We start from the raw sequence: 19472 nt of genomic DNA on the forward strand, positions 1-19472 counted from the left end.
AGGCACGTGAGCCTCGCAAGTAACCGACCGTACTTTCGAGGCTTTCGAGGTGATGGAGATGCAGGAGATGCAGACGAGAGCTGTCATCTCGGAATTTCTCGGCACGTTGCTGCTGGTGTTCTTCGCCGTCGGATCAGCGGTCCTGGGAGCCCAGTTCATCGGCACCCTCGGCATCGCCCTCGCCTTCGGCTTCACCCTGCTCGCCCTGGCCTACGCCCTCGGCCCGATCTCCGGCTGCCACGTCAACCCGGCCGTGACGCTCGGCATGCTCTGCGCCCGCCGCATCGACATCGCGACCGCCGTTCGCTACTGGATCGCCCAGTTCGTCGGCGGCATCGTCGGCGCCGCCCTGCTGTTCCTGCTCGCCAAGCAGGTGCCGGGCCTCAAGACCGACGGGGCCTTCGGCTCCAACGGCTACGGCGACCGCTCCGACGTGCACATCAACATGGGCGGCGCGTTCCTCGCCGAGGTCGTCCTGACGTTCCTCCTCGTGTTCGTGGTGCTCGCCGTGACCCACCGCGTGGCCGTGGTCGGCTTCGACGGGCTGCCCATCGGCATCGCCCTCGCGGTGATCCACCTGGTCGGCATCCCGCTCACGGGGACGTCCGTCAACCCGGCGCGCAGCCTCGGCCCGGCGATCTTCGCCGGCGGCGACGCGCTCTCGCAGCTCTGGCTGTTCATCGTGGCGCCCCTGGTCGGCGGCGTGATCGCGGCCCTCGTCCACCAGCTCACCCACCCCTCGGGCGAGGAGCGCACCATCGCCGACGAGGCGTCCGCGGCCTGAGCGGAGCGCGGGCTGCCGTACGCCCGTGACGATCACCGGGGCCGTGTGTCCGTGACGATCACGGGTACCCGGCCCCGGCGGATCGGGAGCGGCAACCCCGACCGAAGGGAGCGGTCGTGAGCGAGAAGGACCGGCTGCGGACCTATCGCGGCAAGCGGAACTTCCACACCACCGACGAACCGTCCGGCGATCACGCTTCGGCGCGGGACGACGAAGAGCCCGTGTTCGTGGTGCAGATCCACGACGCGAGCACGATGCACTTCGACTTCCGCCTCGAGGTCGACGGCGTACTCAAGTCCTGGTCGATCCCGAAGGGGCCCTCCACAGACCCCCACGACAAGCGGCTCGCCCTCCCCACCGAGGACCACCCCCTCGACTACCGCGACTTCGAAGGGGTGATCCCCGAGGACGAGTACGGCGGCGGCACCGTCATCGTCTGGGACCAGGGCACCTACCGGCCCGCGAGCCACGACAAGCGGGACCGACCCGTTCCGTTCGACGAGGCGCTGGAGAACGGCCACGCCACCTTCGACCTGCACGGTGAGAAACTGCGCGGCCGATACGCGCTCAACCGATTCAAGGGCCGCGAGGACAAACCCACCTGGCTCCTCGTACGCGAGGGATCCGGCGGCAGCGGAGGCACCCCCGACCCCCGGCGCGCCCGCTCGGCCCGCAGCGGCCGCACCCTGCGCCAGGTCGCGGAGGAGGCCGACGGCGGTGACGAGGCATGACCGGCCTCCTCGACACGCTCCCGCCCGAACTGGAGAAGCGCGTCCGCGACGCCGCTCCCGGCGTGGAACTCGCGGCCTCGCCGATGCTGGCGACGCTCAGCGACCGCCGCGAGTTCGCCAAGGGCTGGATCTTCGAGCGGAAACTGGACGGCATCCGCGTCCTCGCCGTCCGCGAGAACGGCCGCACCACGATCCGCTCCCGCTCGGGACGCCGGCTCGACGCCACGTACCCCGAGATCATCGAGGCCCTCGACGCGCAGGACGCCGCGGACTTCACCATCGACGGCGAGATCGTCGCCTACGCGCACGGCCGCACCGACTTCTCCCGCCTCCAGCAACGTATGGGACTGACGAAACCCCGCGACGTCGCGGCGAGCACCGTGGCGGTCAAGTACTACGTCTTCGACCTGCTGCGCCTCGACGGCACGGACGTACGCCGCCTACCGCTGCGCACCCGCAAGTCCCTGCTGCGCAAGGCCCTCACCTTCACCGACCCCCTCCGCTTCAGCACCCACCGCAACGAGGGCGGCCCCGAACTCCTCGCCGACGCCTGCGAGCGCGGCTGGGAGGGACTCATCGCCAAGCGGGCGGACAGCACGTACCAGCCGCGCCGCTCCGGCGACTGGCTGAAGCTGAAGTGCGCCCACGGACAGGAGTTCGTGGTCGGCGGCTTCACCGAACCCACCGGCAGCAGGGAGGGCATCGGGGCGCTGCTGATCGGCTACTACGAGGGCGACCGGCTGCGCTACGCGGGCAAGGTCGGCACCGGCTTCGACCGGCGCACCCTCCTCGCCCTGCGCGAACGACTCGACGAACTCCAGCAGTCCCGCTCGCCGTTCACCGACCGCGTCGCCGAACGCACCGCGCACTGGGCGCGGCCACGGCTCGTCGCGCAGATCGAATTCTCCGAATGGACCCGCGACGGCATGCTGCGCCACCCCCGCTACCAGGGACTGCGGGACGACAAGAACCCGAACGACGTCGTGAGGGAGCACACGTAACCATGGCCAGCGACAAGAAGGTGCTGCGCGAACTCCTCGACAGCGAAGGAAAGACCTACGCCGCCGAGGCGGGCATCCGCCTCAAGAACACCCCGCAACCCCTGTACCGCACGCTCGTCCTCGCGAGCCTGCTCAGCGCCCGCATCCGGGCCTCGGTCGCGGTCGCCACGACCCGCGCCCTGTACGACGCGGGCCTGCGCGACCCGCGCAGCATGGTCGACGCGACCTGGCAGCAGCGCGTCGACGCGTTGGGGGAGGGCGGTTACCGGCGTTACGACGAGCGCACGGCCACCCAACTCGGCGACGGCGCCCAGCTGTTGCTCGACCACTGGGGCGGCGATCTGCGCAGGATGCGCGACCAGGCCGACGGCGACGAGCGCGAGATGCGCGCCCTGCTGCGCGAGACACCCGGTCTCGGCCCGACCGGAGCGGGCATCTTCCTGCGCGAGGTCCAGGACATCTGGCCGGAGTACCGGCCGTTCCTGGACGCCAAGACCCTCCAGGGCGCGGAACGCCTGGGCCTCCCGAAGAATCCCACCACCCTGACCCGCCTCGCCGGTGATACCCCGCGGGCCGAACTGTCGGCGGCCCTGGTACGGGCCGCGCTCGACAAGCACGTGGTGGACGACTGCCTGGAGCGGGCCGCCTGAAGACAGAAGGCCCGGGAGAGTGAAGGGGGGGGCATAGATACAAGCTTGTATCTATGCCTGTTAGGGTCCAGGCATGCCTCGGACCCAGCCTCACCAGACGAAACCGACGTCGGCGGCCACCACGGTCTACGCCGTCACCAAGGAGCTGATCCTCACCGGTGAACTCCCCGGTGGCAGTCTCATCAGCGAGGGGGAGATCGCCGAGCGCGTGCAGGTGAGCCGGACTCCCGTGCGGGAGGCGTTCCTGCGTCTCGAGTCCGAGGAACTGCTGAGGCTGCACCCCAAGCGCGGCGCCGTCGTCGTGCCCGTACCGCCAGGGGAAGCGGCGGACGTCCTTGAGATGCGACAGGCCGTCGAGCAGTCCGCCGCCGAACGCATCGCGCGCGAAGGCCTCGCCCCCGAGCACGAGCAGCGATTGCGTGAACTCATCGCCCGCCAGCGGGAGTTGGCGGCGGAGGGTGACGTGCGTGCCTTCGCCGTCGCCGACGAGGCTTTCCACCGCGGTGTCGTCGAGGCCTCGGGCAACGGGATCGCCGCCCGCTTCTACGAGACCCTCGGCGACCGGCAGCGCCGCATGAGCGTGTCCGCGCTCGGCCACCGGCCCGAGCGGCTGCCCGGCCTCGCCGACGAGCACGAGGCGCTGCTCGACCACCTCGGCGACCGGGACGGCGCCGCGTTCGCCGAGGCCCTGCGCGCCCACCTGGCCGCCACACACGGCCACCAGCACTGAACACCTTCCCCGCATCCCCCGCACCCCCCACCCCTGAAAGAGCCCTGCCCTCACGATGCTCGACACGCACACCACCCAGCAGCCGGCCGAACCCGCGGCTGCTCCCGTCCGGTCCGGCCAGTGGCGGACCGTCGCCGCGGCCATGTTCGTCTGCGGCTGGGGCGGCAACCAGTTCACGCCGCTCCTGCTCATGTACCGCGAACTCGGCGGCTACTCGACCCTGAGCGTCGACGCCTTCCTCGGCGCCTACGTCGTCGGACTCGTCCCCGGCCTGCTGCTCGCCGGGCCGATATCCGACCGGCGCGGCCGCCGCCCGGTGATGATCGCCGGAACCGTCGCCTCCATCCTCGCGAGCCTCGTGCTGTGCTTCGGCGAACAGAGCGCCTGGCCCATCTACGTGGGCCGCCTGATGACCGGCGTCGCCGTCGGCATCGCCATGGCCGTCGGCAGCAGCTGGGTCAAGGAACTGTCGACCGGGGCGGACGCAGGGGCCGCCGCACGCCGCGCCTCCCTGTGCCAGACGGCCGGCTTCGCCCTCGGCGCGGGCGTCGCGGGCGCCCTGGCCCAGTGGGGCCCCTGGCCGATGGTGACGCCGTACCTCGTCCACATCGTGCTCACCGCCGCGGTCCCGGTGCTCCTGCTGCGCATCCCCGAGACGCGGACCGCGGTGCGCGGCGCCGCGGGCTCGCTCCGCGCGCTGCTCGGTGACCTCGCCGCCGACCTCCGCATCCCCGCCCCCGCCCGCCGCCGCTTCCGCTGGGTGGTGCTCCCGATGGCGCCGTGGGTGTTCGGCGCGGCGGGACTGGCGTACGCCGTCATGCCCCAGCTCGTCGACAACCGGGTCGGGCACTGGGGCCTCGCCTACGCGACCGCGCTCACGGTGCTGACCCTGGGCACCGGCGCCGCCGTGCAGCCCCTGGCCAAGAGGCTCGACAGCCGCAAGGGCCCGCGCGGCGGGCGGGCGCCGGTGGCGGCCATGTCCGTCATGCTGCTCGGCACCGTGCTGTGCGCCGTCAACGCCGCCGTACTGTCACCGTGGTTGGCAGGCGCCGCCGCGGTCGCGCTCGGCGCCGGATACGGCATCGCCGTCGTCTCCGGGCTGCTGGAGATCCAGCGGATGGCGGGGCCCGACGACCTCGCGGGCCTGACCGGCATCTACTACACGCTCGCCTACTCCGGGTTCCTGCTGCCCACCGTCCTCGCGACGCTGTCGGTATGGCTGCCCTACTCGGTGATGCTCGGCGCGATCGCCGTCGTCGCCCTCGCCTGCCTCGTGCTGGTCACCGTCGGCGGGCGAGCCACCCAGGAGGTCAGCGGCCCGGCTCGTACGTGAGCTGCTTGACCTGTCGCACGAAGAGGGCGCTCTCGACGGACTGCACGCCGGAGAGCGCCCCGATGCCCTCGCTCACGTACGTGTACAGCTCGCGGGTGTCGCGGTGCACGGTCGCCGCGAACACCCCGGCCACCCCGGTCACCGCCGCCGCGAACCGGACCTCCGGGTGCGCCGCGAGGGACTCGCCCACGGAGGCCAGCGCGGACGGGGCGACGGTCAGCCACAGCGCCGCCATCACGGAGCGGCCGAGCAGTTCGTGGGTGTGCTGCACGTCGAAGTAGAGGACGCCGCTCGAACGCAGCCGGTCCAGGCGGCGCTTGACGACCGACTCCGACTGGCCGGTGGCCGCCTGGAGTTCCGTGAGCGCCACCCGGCCGTCCCGGCGGAGCAGGGCCAGGAGGGTCTCGTCGACCTCGTCCAGCAGCGGGGGCGGAGCGGACGGTTCGGCGGACGGCGCCCGCAGCGCCGCCTCCTGCTCCGCGTCGAGCGCGTTGATCTTGTTGAGCCAGCCGACCGGGCCGCCGTAGAAGGGGTGCAGAACGCAGCTCGCGGTCGCCGACGTGACGAGCGGCGTGCGCTGGAGTCGGGCCAGGAGCGGTTCGTCCTCCTGCCCGCCGCGCGGCCTGATCGAGCACAGCACTTCCGTGCCGCCGGAGAGCAGACCCACGTACGACGTGTCGGGGCGCCGCGCGAGGGCGCCCGCCAACTGCTCCGCGCCGTCCGGGGCGCAGCGCAGCCGGACCAGCCAGCTGCTGCGCCCGAGCAGCGCCTCGTCGGTGACGCCGATGACCCGCAGACCCACGCTCCCGCGCAGCCGCCGGAACCGGCGGGCGACGGTCTGGTCGGAGACGCCGAGGACGGCCGCGATCCGGCTGAACGGAGCCCGCCCGTCGAGCTGCAGGGCCTGCAGCAACTGCAGGTCGAGTGCGTCGAGCACGTGCGGCTCCGGGGGGCGTGGTCATGACTGATGGGCGTACGCGTGATCGTAAAGGAGCCGGAGGCGCGGCGGTCGGCGGCATCCTCGGAAACGGACGAGCCCGGGACCGCCTGACGCGGTCCCGGGCTCGCTGCCTTCCCCTCAGCCGTGCGGGTGTGCCAGGTCCAGGTCCAGGGCCTCCACCGCGCGGCCGTTCACGGACACCGTCCGGGTCGAGGCCGGGTAGCCGCTGGCGACCAGCGAGTACTCGCCCGAGTCCAGATCGCCGAAGGCGTACGCGCCGTCGGAACCGGTGGTCGAGGTGCCCACCACGTTCCCGGCCGCGTCCAGCAGCGTCACGCGCGCGTCCGACAGCGGCCGGAGCTCCGCCTTCGTACGGATCCGACCCTGCAGCCGGACGCCCGGCCGGAGCGCGATGTCCGGCTGGACGGTGGCGGACTTGGCGGCCTGCGCCGCGACGGCGGTGGGCCGGAACCCTTCGGCGGTCACGGAGATCGTGATCTCGCCCTCGGCGATGTCCCCGAAGACGTAGCTCCCCGAAGCGTCGGTGATGCCGGTCGCGAGGACGTCGCCGCGGGCGTCGGTCACGGTGACGACGGCGTGGGCGAGGGGGAGCCCGTCGTCCGCGCCGACGACCTTTCCGGTCATGCTGCCCGCCCCGGACAGCAGGATGTCGTGCTCGGTGGGGCGGTCGGCGAGGACGAGGTTCGTCGCGTGCGGGTGGTGGCCGTCCGCCGTCGTGATCAGCACATGGGCGCCGGGCCCGGGAACCGGCAGGCGGTAGTGCCCGTCGGCCCCGGCGACGGCGCGCGCGAGCTGCCGGCCGCTGGGCGAGATGAGGGTGAGTACGGCGCCCGCCAGTCCCGCGCCCGCCGCGTCGCGCACGGTGCCGGACAGGGCGGGCTCGGTGGCGTCCACCGGTTCCACCGACTCAGGCGCGGGCATCGCCGTGGCCGCGGGCTTCGGCCGACGCAGCAGCACCGCGCCGACCAGCGCCGCGAGCACGGCCAGCGAACCGGCCACGATCAGGCACAGCTGCATCCCGTCGAGGAACGACTCGGACAGCGCGCCGAGCGCCCGCCCCCGGTCCGCCCCGAGGTCCAGCTGGGCGACCGCCCCGAGCCCCTGCGCCTCCGCCGCACCGACGACCCGCTCCGCCGCGGACCCGGTGACCCCGGCATCGGCCAGGTGCTCACCCAGCGACCCGGTGGACTTCGACGTGAGCAGTGCGCCGAGGATCGCCGGACCGAGCGCGCCGCCGACCTGCCGAAGCGCGTTGTTGCCCGCCGCCGCCATGCCCGCCAGGTGGTGCGGCACGGAGGACACGGCGGTCGCCGTCATCGGCGTGACGACGAGACCCATCCCGAGCCCGAGCAGGGCAAGACGCCAGGCCATCGGCCCGAACGAGGTGTCGGCGGTCAGCGACGTCAGAGAGAACAGCGCGCCCGCCGCGCACAGCAGACCGACGGTGATCAGCACGCGCGGCGAGATCCGGTGCATCACACGCCCGGCCACCGGCCCGACGAAGAAGCACACCCCGGTCACCATCAGCAGCCGGTACCCGGCGTCGAGGGTGTCGAGCTGCTGCACCATCCCGAAGTAGAGGCTGAGCACGAAGAAGAACCCGATGAGCCCCATGAACGTGATCATCGCGATCAGGGTCGTCGCGCTGAACCCCGCGCTGCGGAAGAGCCCCAGGTCGAGCATCGGGCTGGCGCTGCGCCGCTCGAAGACGACGAAGGCGATCAGCCCGACCACGGCGAGCCCCAGCGCCACCAGCACCCGGGTGTCCGTGAAGGAGCCGGCGCCGCCCTCGATCACCCCGTACACGAGCGCCGTGATGGCGACGGTGGCGGTGATCTGCCCCGGCCAGTCGAGCGCCCGGGCATGCGGGGCGCGGGAGTCCTTCACCAGCTTGGCGGCGACCGCCATGGCCAGCAGCGCCACGGGTATCGACGGCAGATAGATCCAGCGCCACTCCGCGTGGGCCAGGATCACGCCCGAGATGAGCGGGCCGACGGCCAGCGCCGCCATCAGGGACGACGCCCACAGGCCGACGAACTTGCCGCGTTCACGCGGATCGGGCACGGCCTGGCTGATCATCGCCAGCGTTGTCGGCAGCAGCGCCGCCGCGCCGATCCCGGCAAGCGCCTGACCGACCCACACCACCTCGACCGACTGCGCGCACAGCGCCGTCGCGGCGCCGACGGCGGTGAACGCCAGGCCCGCCTGGAACACCTTCTTGCGCCCGTGCACATCGCCGAACACGCCCGCCGTCAGGATGAGCGCCGCCATCGGCAGCACGAACGCGTCCGACACCCACGACAGCTCGGAGGTGGACGCACCCAGCGCGCGCTGGATCGCCGGGAGACTCACCGACACGGAGGTCACCGGCAGATAGGCGACGAACACCCCGACACAGGCCATGACGAGGGTGACGGCCCGCCGCTCCTGTGTTCCGTTCGCCGTTGTCGCCACGTTCACGAAGACCCTCTCCTGCGGCGCGATGCGCCGCGTTCGACTGTACGACCGAGTAGCACCCTCCGTCCTCGGACGGCATCGAAGCCAGCCAGGGTCGCCGAACCCCGGAAAACCGATGCCGGGATGCCCGGATTCACGGATTTCCGACAGGCGGCGGGACATGCGCGTGCACACCGGACATGTGCGCGCACGTACGAGGAGGGCCCCGGCGATACATCCGCCGGGGCCCTCCTCGTACGACGTGCCGCGGGTCAGCCCGCCACCGCGTCCGGTTCGGTCGCCACCTGGGGCGCGGCCTCGCCCGTGAGCCGCGTGACCGCGTCCTGCATGTGCGCGTCGAGGAGCATGAGGAGGCGCTCCTCGTCCTCGTCGCGCATCGCCTCGATCAGCTCCGCGTGCTCCTCGACCAGCGCGTCCGGGTCCGGGTGGTCGTCGGTGAGCACCGACAGGCACATCCGCGTCTCCACGAACAGGGTCTGCGCGATGCGCTGCAGGCGCGGGCTGCCGGACTCCTCGACGAGCACCTGGTGGAAGTCCATGTCGGCGGCGCTCAGCGCCGCCTCGTTGCCGCGCCGCGCCGCCGACTCCATCCTGCGGTGCACCTTCTCCAGGTGGTTCGCGGTGGTCTGCGGGTCCTGCTGAAGCACGAGCCGGCAGGCCGCGGACTCCATGGCGGTGCGCGCCAGATAGATGTCGCGCACGTCGTCCTCGTCGAGGCGGGTCACGAAGACGCCGCGATGCGGTGCGCTGACGGCGATGCCCTGCTGTACGAGGCGTTGCAGCGCCTCGCGCAGCGGACCCCGGCTCACGCCCAGCTGACCCGCCAGCTCGGCCTCGCCGAGCTGGGTGCCCGGCGCCAGGGTGCCGTCCATGATCGCTTCGGTGAGCCGGGCGGCGATGACGGTCGCCGCGGGTTCACGCTTGACCGGTCGCAGCGCTTTCGCAGTGGCCATATTAAGTTCGGTCCTCTGATCGGCGCGGCCGCCGCCTCAGGCGGTCGCGGGGGTCGGGGAATGGGGTGTGCGGGAGAGCCGGAACAGCGAGCCGAGGCCCTCGCGCGGCGCCTCGTCGCCCGCGAGCCGCAGGCCTTCCCAGGCGGTGACCTGGTTGGCCGTCAGGACGGGCTTGCCGACGGCCTCCTCGAGGTCGTCCAGCCAGGCGGCGCTGTGCAGCGCGGTGTCCGGCAGCAGGATCGCCTCGGCGTCCGGGTGGTCGTTGTCCCGCGCCAGTTCGATGACCTGCTCGCGGCCCAGCGTGCCGACCTCGGCGGCGGTGATGATGCCCTGCCCCGACACCGAGACGACCTCGGATCCGTGGTGCTCAAGGAACCGGACGAAGTAGCCCGCCACGTCGTCCGGGTACGTCGCGGCGATCGCCAGGCGGCGCACCCCGAGCGCCTGGACGGCGTGCGCGAACGCGAAGGAGGTGGAGGAGGCCCGCTCGGCCGGAAGGCCCGCCGCCTCGGCGAGTTCAGCGACCTGCTTACGGGCGCCCTCGGGGCCGAAGATGAAGCTGGCGCTGGTGCACGCCCAGATCACCACGTCCTGCGGCTGGGCGAGCAGCTCACCGAGCGCCGCCTTGAGACGGTGCGTGGACCCCATCTCCAGGAGGTCGTCCACCCGGTGCGCGTCCACGCCGATGTCCGTGTGGACGAGCGTGAGCCGGGCGCCGCCGCCGATCATCCGCTCGAGGCGCGGGTAGTCGTCCTCGGCGGAGAATCCGGGGTACAGGAACCCGACTCGGGTGGTCTTCTCGCTCATGCTTTCGACGTCCTTTCGTGCAGGCAGTGTAGCGGGAATCCGGTCAAATGTAGATTGTTGACAGTACGAAGAGCAGCAGCGCCACGGGTGTGGCGCTGCTCAGGGCTCAGGACGTCAGCCGAGGTCGAGGTCCGCGATCGGCTCGTCCGGAGGGGTGGCCGCCGTCGACTCCGGCGCGGCGATCTGCTCCCAGTCGGCGGCCTCCCGCACGACGGCCGCCGCGGCGGCGGGCGGCGGGGGAGCGATGCCCCGCCCGAGGTAGGGCGAGAGCGCCGCGCGGGCCGCCGGGTCGATCAGCGACTGGTAGTCACCCGCAGCGCTGGCGCCCGCGTGCCGCAGCGCGGACCACATCGTGACCTGGTTCGCGGAGATCACCGGGATCCTGAGCTCCGCCTCCAACTGCGGGATCACGTCGTACGTCGACAGGTTGGTGCAGCTGATGAAGAGGCAGTCCGCGTGCGTCAGGTCCGCGGAGCGGGCCAGCTCCACCACGTTGCGGTAACCGACCTTCCAGATCTCCCCGGTCAGGCCCATGTACTGGCGGCCGACCACGTCCACGTCCGCCTCGCCCAGGAAGTCGGCGAGCGAGTCCGTCAGCGATGCCGTGTACGGCGTGATGACGCTGACCCGGCGCGCCCCCAGCTCGCCGAGGGCTTCGAGGAGCGCCCCGGACGTGGTGACGGAGGGCGCGCCGCCGCCCGCACCGCTCATGGACACGCACATCGCACGTTCGTGCGCGGTGCCGCCGACGAAGCTGCCGGATGTGCAGGCGTACGCGTAGGACGCGGGCCGGACCGCGTCGAGGGCCATCACGGCGTTGTGCAGGGTCTCGTGCTCGCTGATCAAGCGAGCCATGTCCACGCTGACCTCCACGGGAACGTACGGGGTGCGGGTCAGGTGGAGGGAGATCTCCTCGGGGGTCCAGCGCCACAGCTCGCGATCGAGCGCGAAGTCGAACGGGGCGACTACGCCGATGCCGAGCTGCGGGACGGGTCCGCCGAAGGTCGTGATGTCCAATGCAGTGCCCCTTCGTGGCTGCACGCGTACGAGAAACGGTCCGTACGCCTGAGGTGGACGTGTAATGGCAGGTGATGCGAGGGGGAGAGGTGTTTTGCCGGACGGTCCACGGGTAAGAGAGTGGGCCCGCGGTTCGCCTGTAGATTGTTGACAACGTAAAGATCGGCTGCTTAGCGTGTCAATCCCCTACGCGGGGCGGCTCGTTCGTCGTGGTGAAAGCCTCGGTAAAGAGCCGGGGAATTCAGCCCAGGGGATGGCCCTTCCCCAGCCCTCACGGGGCTTCGTCCCTCCATGGTCAACCCTCGTACCGCACCTCGCATAATGTCCGCTCCGATCGTCGCCGCTTCCCTCGGGCGACCAGAAGGACCGCCGTGCCGAAGACCGAGAAATCCCGCGTCCTGGTGCTCGCCGACCACCGGCCCAGCGGCCTGGAGGAGGTGGCCGCCCATGCCGAGCTCGTCTGCATCCCCGAGGACCGTCTCGCCGCGGAACTCCCGCACGCCGACGCGCTGTTGGTGTGGGAGTTCGGCACCGACGCGCTGCCCGGCGCCTGGCCCGAACGGGGCGGACCGCGCTGGGTGCACACCGCGAGCGCCGGTGTCGACCGGCTGATGTTCCCCGCCCTGCGTGACTCGGACGCGATCCTGACCAATTCGCGCGGCGTCTTCGAACAGCCCATCGCCGAGTACGTCGCGGGCCAGATCATCGCCCTCGCGAAGGACTTCGCCGGCACCTACGACCGGCAGCGCGACCACGTCTGGCGGCACCGGGTCACCCAGCGGGTCTGGGGGACGCGCGCCGTCGTGCTCGGCGGCGGGCCCATCGGCCGCGCCGTGGTGCGCACCCTGCGCGCGCTCGGCATCGAGACCGACCTGGTCGGGCGCACGCGCAGGGAGGGCGACCCCGAGGTCGGCACGGTGCACGCCTTCGACGAGCTCGACGCGCTGCTCACGCGCGCCGACTGGGTGGTCTGCGCGGCGCCGCTGACCGAGCAGACGCAGGACCTGTTCGACGCGGCCACCTTCGCCCGCATGAAGCGCGGCGCCCGCTTCGTCAACGTCGGGCGCGGCCCGATGGTCGTCGAGAAGGATCTGCTCTCCGCCCTGGAAGAGGGCCAACTGGGTGGCGCGGCGCTCGATGTGTTCCGCGAGGAACCGCTGCCCGCTGACAACCCGCTGTGGGACGCACCCAATCTGCTGGTCTCCCCGCACATGTCGGCCGACACCGACACCTGGCTCGACGACCTCGCCGAGGTCTTCGCGGACAACTTCACGCGCTGGCGCGCGGGCCGCCCGTTGCGCAATGTCGTGGACAAGGAACTGGGCTACGTACCGGTCGCGGACGCCCCGCAGGCCGCAGCAGAGGAGGGCTCCCGATGACGAGCACGACCGACGCCACCCCCGCGACCGCCGCGAGCACCCCCGCTCCCCAGGAGCCGTACGCGCTGACCGCCACCGAACTGCTCGCCGCCTACGAGAGCGGCGACCTGTCCCCGGTCGAGGCCACCGTCTCCGTGCTCGGCCGCATCGAATCCGTCGACCCCAAACTCAACGCTTTCTGTCTGGTCGACCGCGACGAGGCGCTCGCGCAGGCGAAGGCGAGCGAGGAGCGCCGCCGGCGCGGCGAGGCGCTCGGCCTCCTCGACGGTGTGCCGACGTCCATCAAGGACCTGATGCTCACCAAGGGCCACCCCACGCTGCGCGGCTCGCTGACGATCGCGGCCGACCGCGAGTGGAACGAGGACGCGCCGTGCGTCGCCCGGATGCGGGAACAGGGCGCCGTGTTCGTCGGCAAGACGACGACGCCGGAGTTCGGCTGGAAGGGTGTCACCGACAACCCGCTGACCGGCGTCACCCGCAACCCGTGGGCCCCCTCCACCACGGCCGGCGGCTCGTCGGGCGGCAGCGCGTCGGCCGTCGCCGCGGGCATGGCCCCGCTGTCCATCGGCACCGACGGTGGCGGCTCGGTGCGGATCCCGGCCGCGTTCTGCGGCATCTTCGGCATGAAGCCCACGTACGGGCGGATCCCGCTCTACCCCGCCAGCCCGTTCGGCACGCTGGCGCACGCGGGCCCCATGAGCCGCACCGTCGAAGATGCGGCCCTCCTGATGGACGCCATCACGGGCTTCGACAGCCGCGACTGGTCGGCCCTCGACGCCCCGCACGGCAGCTACCGGGCCGCCGTCACCGAGGCCCTCGCCGACGGCTCCCTGCGCGGCCTTCGTATCGCCTACGCCCCGACCCTCGCGGGCGCGCCCGTGGACCCGCAGGTCGCCGAGCGCGTCGCCGCCGTGGCCCGGCTCCTCGCCGACCTCGGGGCGGATGTCGAAGAGGCCGACCCGGGCTTCTCCGACCCCGTGGAGGCGTACCACACGCTGTGGTTCGCCGGCGCCGCCAAGGTCGTCGAGCACCTGGGCGCCGAGCAGTTCGCCCAACTCGACGCCGGGCTCCAGGAGGCGTGCCGCGAGGGCGCCGCGAAGAGCGCGCTCGACTACCTGGGCGCCGTCGACACGCGCATGGCGCTCGGCGTGCGCATGGGGCACTTCCACGAGACGTACGACCTGCTACTCACGCCCGCGGTACCGATCCCGGCGTTCGAGGCGGGCGTCGAGGTGCCGGCCGGCAGCGGGCACAAGCGGTGGACGGGCTGGACCCCGTTCACGTACCCCTTCAACCTCACGCAGCAGCCTGCCTCCACGGTGCCGTGCGGCGTGACCGAAGCGGGTCTGCCGGTGGGCGCGCAGCTGGTCGCCGCGCGCCACGGCGACGAGCTGGTGCTGCGCGCGTCGGCGGTGCTGCACGCGGCGCTGCGCGGCTCCGGGGTGGTGGGCACGGCGCCGGTCGGCTGACGCTCAGGCCCCCGGCGAGGCCGGACACGCAGCGTCAGGACGGGGTTCCGGGCGCGCCCTTGGATTCCAGGCGGCCCAACGGGTGGGCGCCCGCGGCGAGTTCGGAGTGGACCGCCGCCCAATGCTCGCTGCCAAGGCCGAGCGCATGGCGCAGGTAGGCCGTCGTGACGCGCTGGACCAGGGCGACGTGCGCGGGGTTCTCGTCGGTCGTCTCCGCGGCCTCGTACCCCGAGATGCCGCCGAGGAAGTGCTCGGCCCCGAACAGGGTCAACAGGCTCTTGTCGCCGGGGCCGAGCGTGTACGGCTCCGTCGTCCACTCCGCGCCCCGGGCACTGATCGGCAGCTCGTCCTTGTCTCCCGCGACGACCAGCGCGGGAGCGCCCATCCGCGTGAAGTCGGGGTGCCGCAGCCAGGGAAGGTGCTCGGCAGCGTAGGGCGTAAGGGAGTAGCCACCGCTCCCGGCCGTGGCCAACAGCACGCCCGCCCGCACGCGCGGGTCGGACAGGTCCTGCGCCACCCCGGTCTCCGGATCGCCGACCCGCAGCCCGAGCAGCATGCCCGCCGTCTGCCCGCCGAAGGAGTGCCCGGCCACGGCGATACGCCCCCGATCCACGCGGCCCCGCAGACCGGGAACGGCCGCTTCGAGCACGTCCAAGTGGTCGAGCACGATCCTCATGTCCTCGACGCGGTACCGCCATGTCCGCGGCCCGCGCGGATCGTCCGCCGCGAGGCCGAGCGTCCTGGAGTCGAGATGGGTGGGCTGGACGACGACGAAGCCGTGCGCGGCCCAGTGGTCGGCCAGCGGCCCGTAGCCCTCCAGCGAGGAGCCGAAACCGTGCGCGAGGAGCACGACCGGCAGGTCACGCCCGGCCACCGGCGCGGTGACCCGCACGCGCAGGCCTCCGTCGTGGTGCGGCGCGGGAAGCACCACAGGCTTGACCGAGACGATGGGGGCGGGCGTGGGCGCGGTTGTGGGTGCGTTGTCCCGGGATTCCGGGAGGTCCAAGGTGTCCATGCGCGTACGCTAAAACCTGACGTCGACGTCAGGGGCAAGGCCTGGCGTCGGACCGGCCAGGGAGGCGCACGGGTGCGTATCGGAGAGCTCGCCACCAGGACCGGCGTCAGCGTCCGGGCGCTGCGCTACTACGAACAGCACGACCTGCTCGCCGCGGAGCGCAGCCCCAGCGGGCAACGGCTGTACGCGCAGGATGCGGTCGACCGAGTCCTGCTCATCCAGCAGCTCTACGCCGCCGGCCTGTCGAGCCGCACCATCGTCGAGCTCCTGCCGTGCGTCGTCGACGGTGACGCGACCCCGGAGCTGCTCGACCGTCTGTCGGCCGAGCGGGACCACATCGACAAGAAGATCGCCGAGATGGCCGACACCCGTGATCGCCTCGACTCCGTCATCGCCGGAGCCACGACGAACCTGCGCACCGGCCGGTCCTGCCGCGCATCGGCGCCGTAATGTGAGCGCGTGATCCTGCCCAAGATCCGCGACCCCCGCTTCATCACACTGCGCCGCGGAGGGACGCTCACGGACGCCGACCATCACCTCCTGGCCCTGTGGGCGGCCGACTGCGCCGAGCACGTGCTGCCGCTGTTCGAGGCGGTGGAGCCCCTCGACCGGCGCCCTCGTGAGGCGATCGAACAGGTCAGGGCGTGGGCGCGTGGCGAGATCAGGATGTGGGACTCCCGGTCGGCGGGCGGCCACGCCATGGCCGCGGCCCGGGTGCTGAGCGGGGCGGCCCGCCACGCGGCGTTCGCCGCGGGACAGGCCGCCGTGGTCGCGCACGTCGCCGCGCATGAACTGGGCGCGGCGGCCTACGCCATCAAGGCCGTTCGCGCGGCGGCGCCCAAGGGCGAGGCCGAGGAGGCGGGCCGGGACGAGTGCCGATGGCAGCGCGACCGGCTCCCGGACGCCGTCCGGGCACTCGTCCTGGACGACCAACGCCTGCGCAACGACATCTGCTGGTCGGTCTTCGACTGCTGACGCCGCGTCAACAGCAGCTGTGCACCGCGTGCTCGGGGCGGTGCCACCAGTACCGTTCGAGGACGGGGCCCTGCGGCACGTCCTCGGCGGAGGCGCTGCGGACCGACGACCGGGTGGCCGCACCGTCCGAACCCTTCGTGCTCTTCGCACTCTTCGGAGAGTCAGGCGCCCCATCCGCGACCAGGTCGGACACGTCGTGCACCACGCCCCTGGCGACCACCGTGCGGACCGCCGCCGCGGCGGTGACGTCCTTCAGCGGATCGCCCTCCACCAGCACCAGGTCGGCCAGCTTGCCCGGCTCGATCGTGCCCAGGTGCGCCGTCGCACCCAGAGTGCGGGCGCCCTCCGCGGTGGCGGAGCGCAGGGCGTCGGAGGGGGAGACCCCGTAGCGGACCATGGCCTGCACATTGAGGTGGTAGTAGACCGCCGGAGGCACCAGGGGACTGTCCGTGCCGACATGGACGTGCGCCCCGCCCTCGATCAGGCGCCGCACGGTCGCCCCGTGCCGGGCGACGAAACCCAGTTCGGCCGTGGGCTCCTCGGCCTGCGCGGCCCGCACACCGTCGCGGAACTCGTCGTACGCCTCCGTGGGCAGCAGCGCCTTCAGGCGCGCGTCGTCGAGGGCCCACCCGGCGTACCGGTACAGCGCCGCGCGCACCGACGACAGGCCGAGCCCGGACAGGCCGAGCGTCGGCGTGAAGGCCATGCCGGAGGCGATGAGCGGGGCCGTGACGTCGTCGTAGGAGTGCCCGAGGTGGGTCTCCTTCTGGCGGCGGCCGTAGCGGCTGGTGCCGCCCACGTGCTCGGCGCCGTCGGCCCCGAGCGCCAGCGGCCCGAACAGATAGTGCGAAGTCGCGGGCAGGCCGAGCCGGTGGGCGCCGGCGATGGCCTCCGCCTGCATGTCGTACGGCAGCCTGACGTAGGTCTTCACCAGGTCGTGTCCGAGCGCCTCGTGCTTGTCCAGCTCGCGCCGCAGCTGCTCGCGGTCGGTCACGGGCCGCGCGGAGGAGTAGTACACGCGGGAGCCGTCGATCAGCTCGCCGGCCGTGAAGACCCGGGGCCCGACCCGCCGCCCCGACTCCACGGCCTCCTTCGCCTCCACCAGGTGGTAGTGGCCGCTGCCGGGTGAGCGCACCGAGGTGATCCCGAACGCCAGCCACAGCCGGGACGTCGCGTCCAGCTCCCACGGCCCGTGCTCGTGGGCGGCGATCATGCCGGGTATCGCGGTCAGTTCGCCCGCCTTCACCACCTTGTCCCCGGAACGGACGGCCGCCGTACCGGCCTCGTGGACCGCGGCGATCCGGTCGCCGTCGAGGACGATCTCGACGTCGCGGCGCAGCCGGGACCCGGTGCCGTCCCACAGCGCGCCGACGCGCACCACTGTGCGTCCGGTCGGCTTCGCCGGACGCCACGTCAGGGCCAGGGGGACCGCGGCGGCGCGTCCGCCGCGCACGTCCGCGATCCGCAGCCGGCCCGCGGACAGGTAGAGCAACGAGCCGGAGTCACCGCTGAAGGAGGGGAAGTCGGCGCTCTCGCTGTTGACGGTGCGGGCCTTGCCCGCGGGCAGCCCGGCCGCGTCCACCGGCACCACGCGCAGGGTGCCGTCCACGACGCAGGCCAGGTGCTTGCCGTCGGGGGAGTACACCGGGCCCGCGTACTCCCGGTTGCCGAGCGAGGAGCCCGGAACGGGATCGCTGTAGCGCGCCTCGCCGGTGGCGAGTTCGACGGTGAGGACGCGGTTGTGGCCCTCCCTGAAGCGCGGGGTGACGGGCGCCAGGGCCGCCAGCGAGACGCGGCTCCCGTCGGCGGTGAAGGAGGGGCGGCCGGGCGCGTTGAGCGGTCCGACGACCTTGCGGACGGCGCCGCTCTTCACCTTCAGGGTGTGCACGCTGGAATCGGCGACGAAGGCGACGGCCGTCCCGTCGTGGCTGAACGCGGGCAGCGTCGCGCCGCCCACGTCGGTCAGCCGCCGGCTCCCGCCGTCGGCAAGGGTGCACCGCCACAGTTCCTGCGTGCCGGAGCGGTCGCTGACGTACACGAGGGAGTCGCCGTCGGGAGACCAGGTGGGTGATGTGTTGTGGTGTCCGTCGGAGACCACCGCCCGGGGCCGGCCGCCGCGGCGCATCACCCAGATGTCACCGAGCGCGGCGAACGCCACGCGCTTGCCGTCCGGGGCGAGTTCGGGCCCGACGATCCCGCGCACGGGCCGGGCGGCGGTGGAGTCGAAGTCCCTCGCCGTGGGGCGTTCCTCGACGGTGGGCACCTGCACGTGGGCCGTGAACGGGATGTCCTTCACCGACTGCGTGTCGAGCGAGCGGCGGCGGATCTTCCCGTCCGCCGTGTACAACAACTCGTCCGCGCCGACCCAGCGCACCGGCAGCGGGAAGACGTCCTCGTCCGCGCCGGAGACCGCCTCGCCGTCCACGACAACAGAAGTCCCGGCGCTGGTCAGGTGCACGTAGGCGAGCCGATCGCCGTCGGGGGAGAGGGAAGGGCCCGCGACGAAGCCGGAGTCCACCTTCGCGAGGACCTTGCGGCCGCCGTCGGCCCCGACCCGCTCGATCGCCCGCGGCGCGCTGTCCTTGCCGGAGGTGAACACGATGGCCTTGCCGTCGGCCGCCCAGGCGGGCTGCGCCTCCTGCGCGCTGCCCTCGGTCCAGACCCGGCGCTCACCGCCCTCGGCGGACAGCACGTGCACGGCGTAGCGGCTGCCGGTCTCGACGGCGCAGGCGATGCGCGTGCCGTCGGGGGACCAGCGGGGCTCGCGGTGATCGTCGGGGCCGTCGGTGAGTTGACGCAGTCCGCGCCCGTCGGCGCCGACGACCCACAGATGAAAGGCACCGCCCGTGTACGCGGAGAACACGATGTGCCGGCCGTCGGGCGAGTAGTCCGGCTCGACCGCCTCCAGCGCGCCACCGGTCAGCCGCTCGGCGTCGCCGCCCTCGGCCGGCACCGTCCACAACGTATTGAGCAGGTCGAACACGACGGTGCCGCCGTCGGGCGACAGCGCGGCCGAGCCGTTGGTCATCCCGGTCACCGTGACCGCCGCGCGTCTCCCGGCGGCCGCCGCACCCGGCGCGGACGCCACGGCACCGCCCGACCCGACCAGCGCGGTCCCGGCGGCGACGAGGCCGCTCCGCTTGACGAAAGCACGGCGTGTGAAAGCCACGGTCGACCAACCTCCCGAAGATCAGCAACAGTTGACGGGAG

17 protein-coding genes are annotated in these 19472 nt (G+C 72.5%); 10 read left to right on the forward strand and 7 right to left on the reverse strand.

Annotated features, from left to right (window positions below; genetic code table 11):
• Positions 1 to 67 precede the first annotated feature (67 nt).
• The 6 genes from ACOKM3_RS41980 (at position 68) to ACOKM3_RS42005 (ending at position 5229) form a co-directional block, all read left to right on the forward strand.
• A complete protein-coding gene (locus tag ACOKM3_RS41980) occupies positions 68 to 784 on the forward strand; it encodes an MIP family channel protein (protein ID WP_426906566.1) in 717 nt (238 codons plus the stop codon).
• Between the two features lie 116 nt (positions 785 to 900).
• Entirely contained in the window at positions 901 to 1515 is a 615-nt protein-coding gene (locus ACOKM3_RS41985; RefSeq protein WP_426906567.1) for a DNA polymerase ligase N-terminal domain-containing protein, read from the forward strand.
• Positions 1512 to 2516 carry a non-homologous end-joining DNA ligase gene (gene ligD / locus ACOKM3_RS41990; RefSeq protein WP_426906568.1) on the forward strand — a complete coding sequence of 335 codons (1005 nt, stop codon included), beginning with the start codon at positions 1512 to 1514 and terminating at the stop codon, positions 2514 to 2516. Before ACOKM3_RS41985 ends, ligD begins: the two co-directional genes overlap by 4 nt.
• Before the next feature lie 2 nt (positions 2517 to 2518).
• Positions 2519 to 3166 (forward strand): endonuclease, encoded by a 648-nt coding sequence (locus ACOKM3_RS41995; RefSeq protein ID WP_426906569.1) that lies wholly within the window; start codon positions 2519 to 2521, stop codon positions 3164 to 3166.
• Positions 3167 to 3239: 73 nt separating this feature from the next.
• Complete coding sequence (locus ACOKM3_RS42000) at positions 3240 to 3896, forward strand: GntR family transcriptional regulator (protein ID WP_426906570.1); 657 nt, start codon at positions 3240 to 3242, stop codon at positions 3894 to 3896.
• Between the two features lie 55 nt (positions 3897 to 3951).
• Positions 3952 to 5229, forward strand: coding sequence for an MFS transporter (locus ACOKM3_RS42005; RefSeq protein WP_426906571.1), 1278 nt, complete (start codon positions 3952 to 3954; stop codon positions 5227 to 5229).
• On the opposite strand, the gene ACOKM3_RS42010 is transcribed toward ACOKM3_RS42005, so the two are convergent.
• From ACOKM3_RS42010 to ACOKM3_RS42030, 5 genes are all read right to left on the reverse strand, one after another.
• Positions 5207 to 6166, reverse strand: coding sequence for an Lrp/AsnC family transcriptional regulator (locus ACOKM3_RS42010; RefSeq protein ID WP_426906573.1), 960 nt, complete (start codon positions 6164 to 6166; stop codon positions 5207 to 5209). The genes ACOKM3_RS42005 and ACOKM3_RS42010 overlap by 23 nt on opposite strands.
• Positions 6167 to 6307: 141 nt before the next feature.
• Complete coding sequence (locus tag ACOKM3_RS42015) at positions 6308 to 8650, reverse strand: DHA2 family efflux MFS transporter permease subunit (RefSeq protein WP_426906574.1); 2343 nt, start codon at positions 8648 to 8650, stop codon at positions 6308 to 6310.
• A gap of 248 nt (positions 8651 to 8898) precedes the next feature.
• Complete coding sequence (locus tag ACOKM3_RS42020; protein WP_426906575.1) at positions 8899 to 9600, reverse strand: GntR family transcriptional regulator; 702 nt, start codon at positions 9598 to 9600, stop codon at positions 8899 to 8901.
• A 36-nt stretch (positions 9601 to 9636) separates the two neighbouring features.
• On the reverse strand, positions 9637 to 10407 hold the full coding sequence (locus ACOKM3_RS42025; RefSeq protein WP_426906576.1) for a maleate cis-trans isomerase family protein: 771 nt from the start codon (positions 10405 to 10407) through the stop codon (positions 9637 to 9639).
• 114 nt (positions 10408 to 10521) lie between these two features.
• Positions 10522 to 11424, reverse strand: a complete 903-nt coding sequence (locus ACOKM3_RS42030; RefSeq protein WP_426906577.1) for a maleate cis-trans isomerase family protein — start codon at positions 11422 to 11424, stop codon at positions 10522 to 10524.
• 371 nt (positions 11425 to 11795) lie between these two features.
• Here ACOKM3_RS42030 and ACOKM3_RS42035 point away from each other — a divergent pair, with 371 nt between their 5' ends.
• Both ACOKM3_RS42035 and ACOKM3_RS42040 read left to right on the forward strand, forming a co-directional pair.
• Positions 11796 to 12803 (forward strand): D-2-hydroxyacid dehydrogenase, encoded by a 1008-nt coding sequence (locus tag ACOKM3_RS42035; protein ID WP_426906578.1) that lies wholly within the window; start codon positions 11796 to 11798, stop codon positions 12801 to 12803.
• Positions 12800 to 14272 carry an amidase gene (locus ACOKM3_RS42040; protein WP_426906579.1) on the forward strand — a complete coding sequence of 491 codons (1473 nt, stop codon included), beginning with the start codon at positions 12800 to 12802 and terminating at the stop codon, positions 14270 to 14272. The genes ACOKM3_RS42035 and ACOKM3_RS42040 overlap by 4 nt, the downstream gene beginning before the upstream one ends.
• 34 nt (positions 14273 to 14306) lie before the next feature.
• On the opposite strand, the gene ACOKM3_RS42045 is transcribed toward ACOKM3_RS42040, so the two are convergent.
• A complete protein-coding gene (locus tag ACOKM3_RS42045) occupies positions 14307 to 15287 on the reverse strand; it encodes an alpha/beta hydrolase family protein (protein ID WP_426906580.1) in 981 nt (326 codons plus the stop codon).
• 72 nt (positions 15288 to 15359) lie between these two features.
• On the opposite strand from ACOKM3_RS42045, the gene ACOKM3_RS42050 reads away from it, so the two are divergent.
• Complete coding sequence (locus ACOKM3_RS42050; protein WP_426906581.1) at positions 15360 to 15737, forward strand: MerR family transcriptional regulator; 378 nt, start codon at positions 15360 to 15362, stop codon at positions 15735 to 15737.
• Positions 15738 to 15746: 9 nt separating this feature from the next.
• Positions 15747 to 16262: a putative immunity protein gene (locus ACOKM3_RS42055; RefSeq protein WP_426906582.1), complete on the forward strand. Its 516-nt coding sequence runs from the start codon at positions 15747 to 15749 to the stop codon at positions 16260 to 16262.
• 7 nt (positions 16263 to 16269) lie between these two features.
• On the opposite strand, the gene ACOKM3_RS42060 is transcribed toward ACOKM3_RS42055, so the two are convergent.
• Positions 16270 to 19431, reverse strand: a complete 3162-nt coding sequence (locus ACOKM3_RS42060) for an amidohydrolase family protein (protein ID WP_426906583.1) — start codon at positions 19429 to 19431, stop codon at positions 16270 to 16272.
• Positions 19432 to 19472 lie beyond the last annotated feature (41 nt).

Source organism: Streptomyces nidicola (assembly GCF_050106155.1).
Taxonomy (GTDB): domain Bacteria; phylum Actinomycetota; class Actinomycetes; order Streptomycetales; family Streptomycetaceae; genus Streptomyces.

Excerpts from the sequence above, each read along its gene's own strand:
- ACOKM3_RS41980 (WP_426906566.1), top strand. The coding sequence starts at position 68 with ATGCAGACGAGAGCTGTCATCTCGGAATTTCTCGGCACGTTGCTGCTG.
- ligD (WP_426906568.1), top strand. The coding sequence starts at position 1,512 with ATGACCGGCCTCCTCGACACGCTCCCGCCCGAACTGGAGAAGCGCGTC.
- ACOKM3_RS41995 (WP_426906569.1), top strand. The coding sequence starts at position 2,519 with ATGGCCAGCGACAAGAAGGTGCTGCGCGAACTCCTCGACAGCGAAGGA.
- ACOKM3_RS42000 (WP_426906570.1), top strand. The coding sequence starts at position 3,240 with ATGCCTCGGACCCAGCCTCACCAGACGAAACCGACGTCGGCGGCCACC.
- ACOKM3_RS42005 (WP_426906571.1), top strand. The coding sequence starts at position 3,952 with ATGCTCGACACGCACACCACCCAGCAGCCGGCCGAACCCGCGGCTGCT.
- ACOKM3_RS42020 (WP_426906575.1), bottom strand. The coding sequence starts at position 9,600 with ATGGCCACTGCGAAAGCGCTGCGACCGGTCAAGCGTGAACCCGCGGCG.
- ACOKM3_RS42025 (WP_426906576.1), bottom strand. The coding sequence starts at position 10,407 with ATGAGCGAGAAGACCACCCGAGTCGGGTTCCTGTACCCCGGATTCTCC.
- ACOKM3_RS42040 (WP_426906579.1), top strand. The coding sequence starts at position 12,800 with ATGACGAGCACGACCGACGCCACCCCCGCGACCGCCGCGAGCACCCCC.
- ACOKM3_RS42045 (WP_426906580.1), bottom strand. The coding sequence starts at position 15,287 with ATGGACACCTTGGACCTCCCGGAATCCCGGGACAACGCACCCACAACC.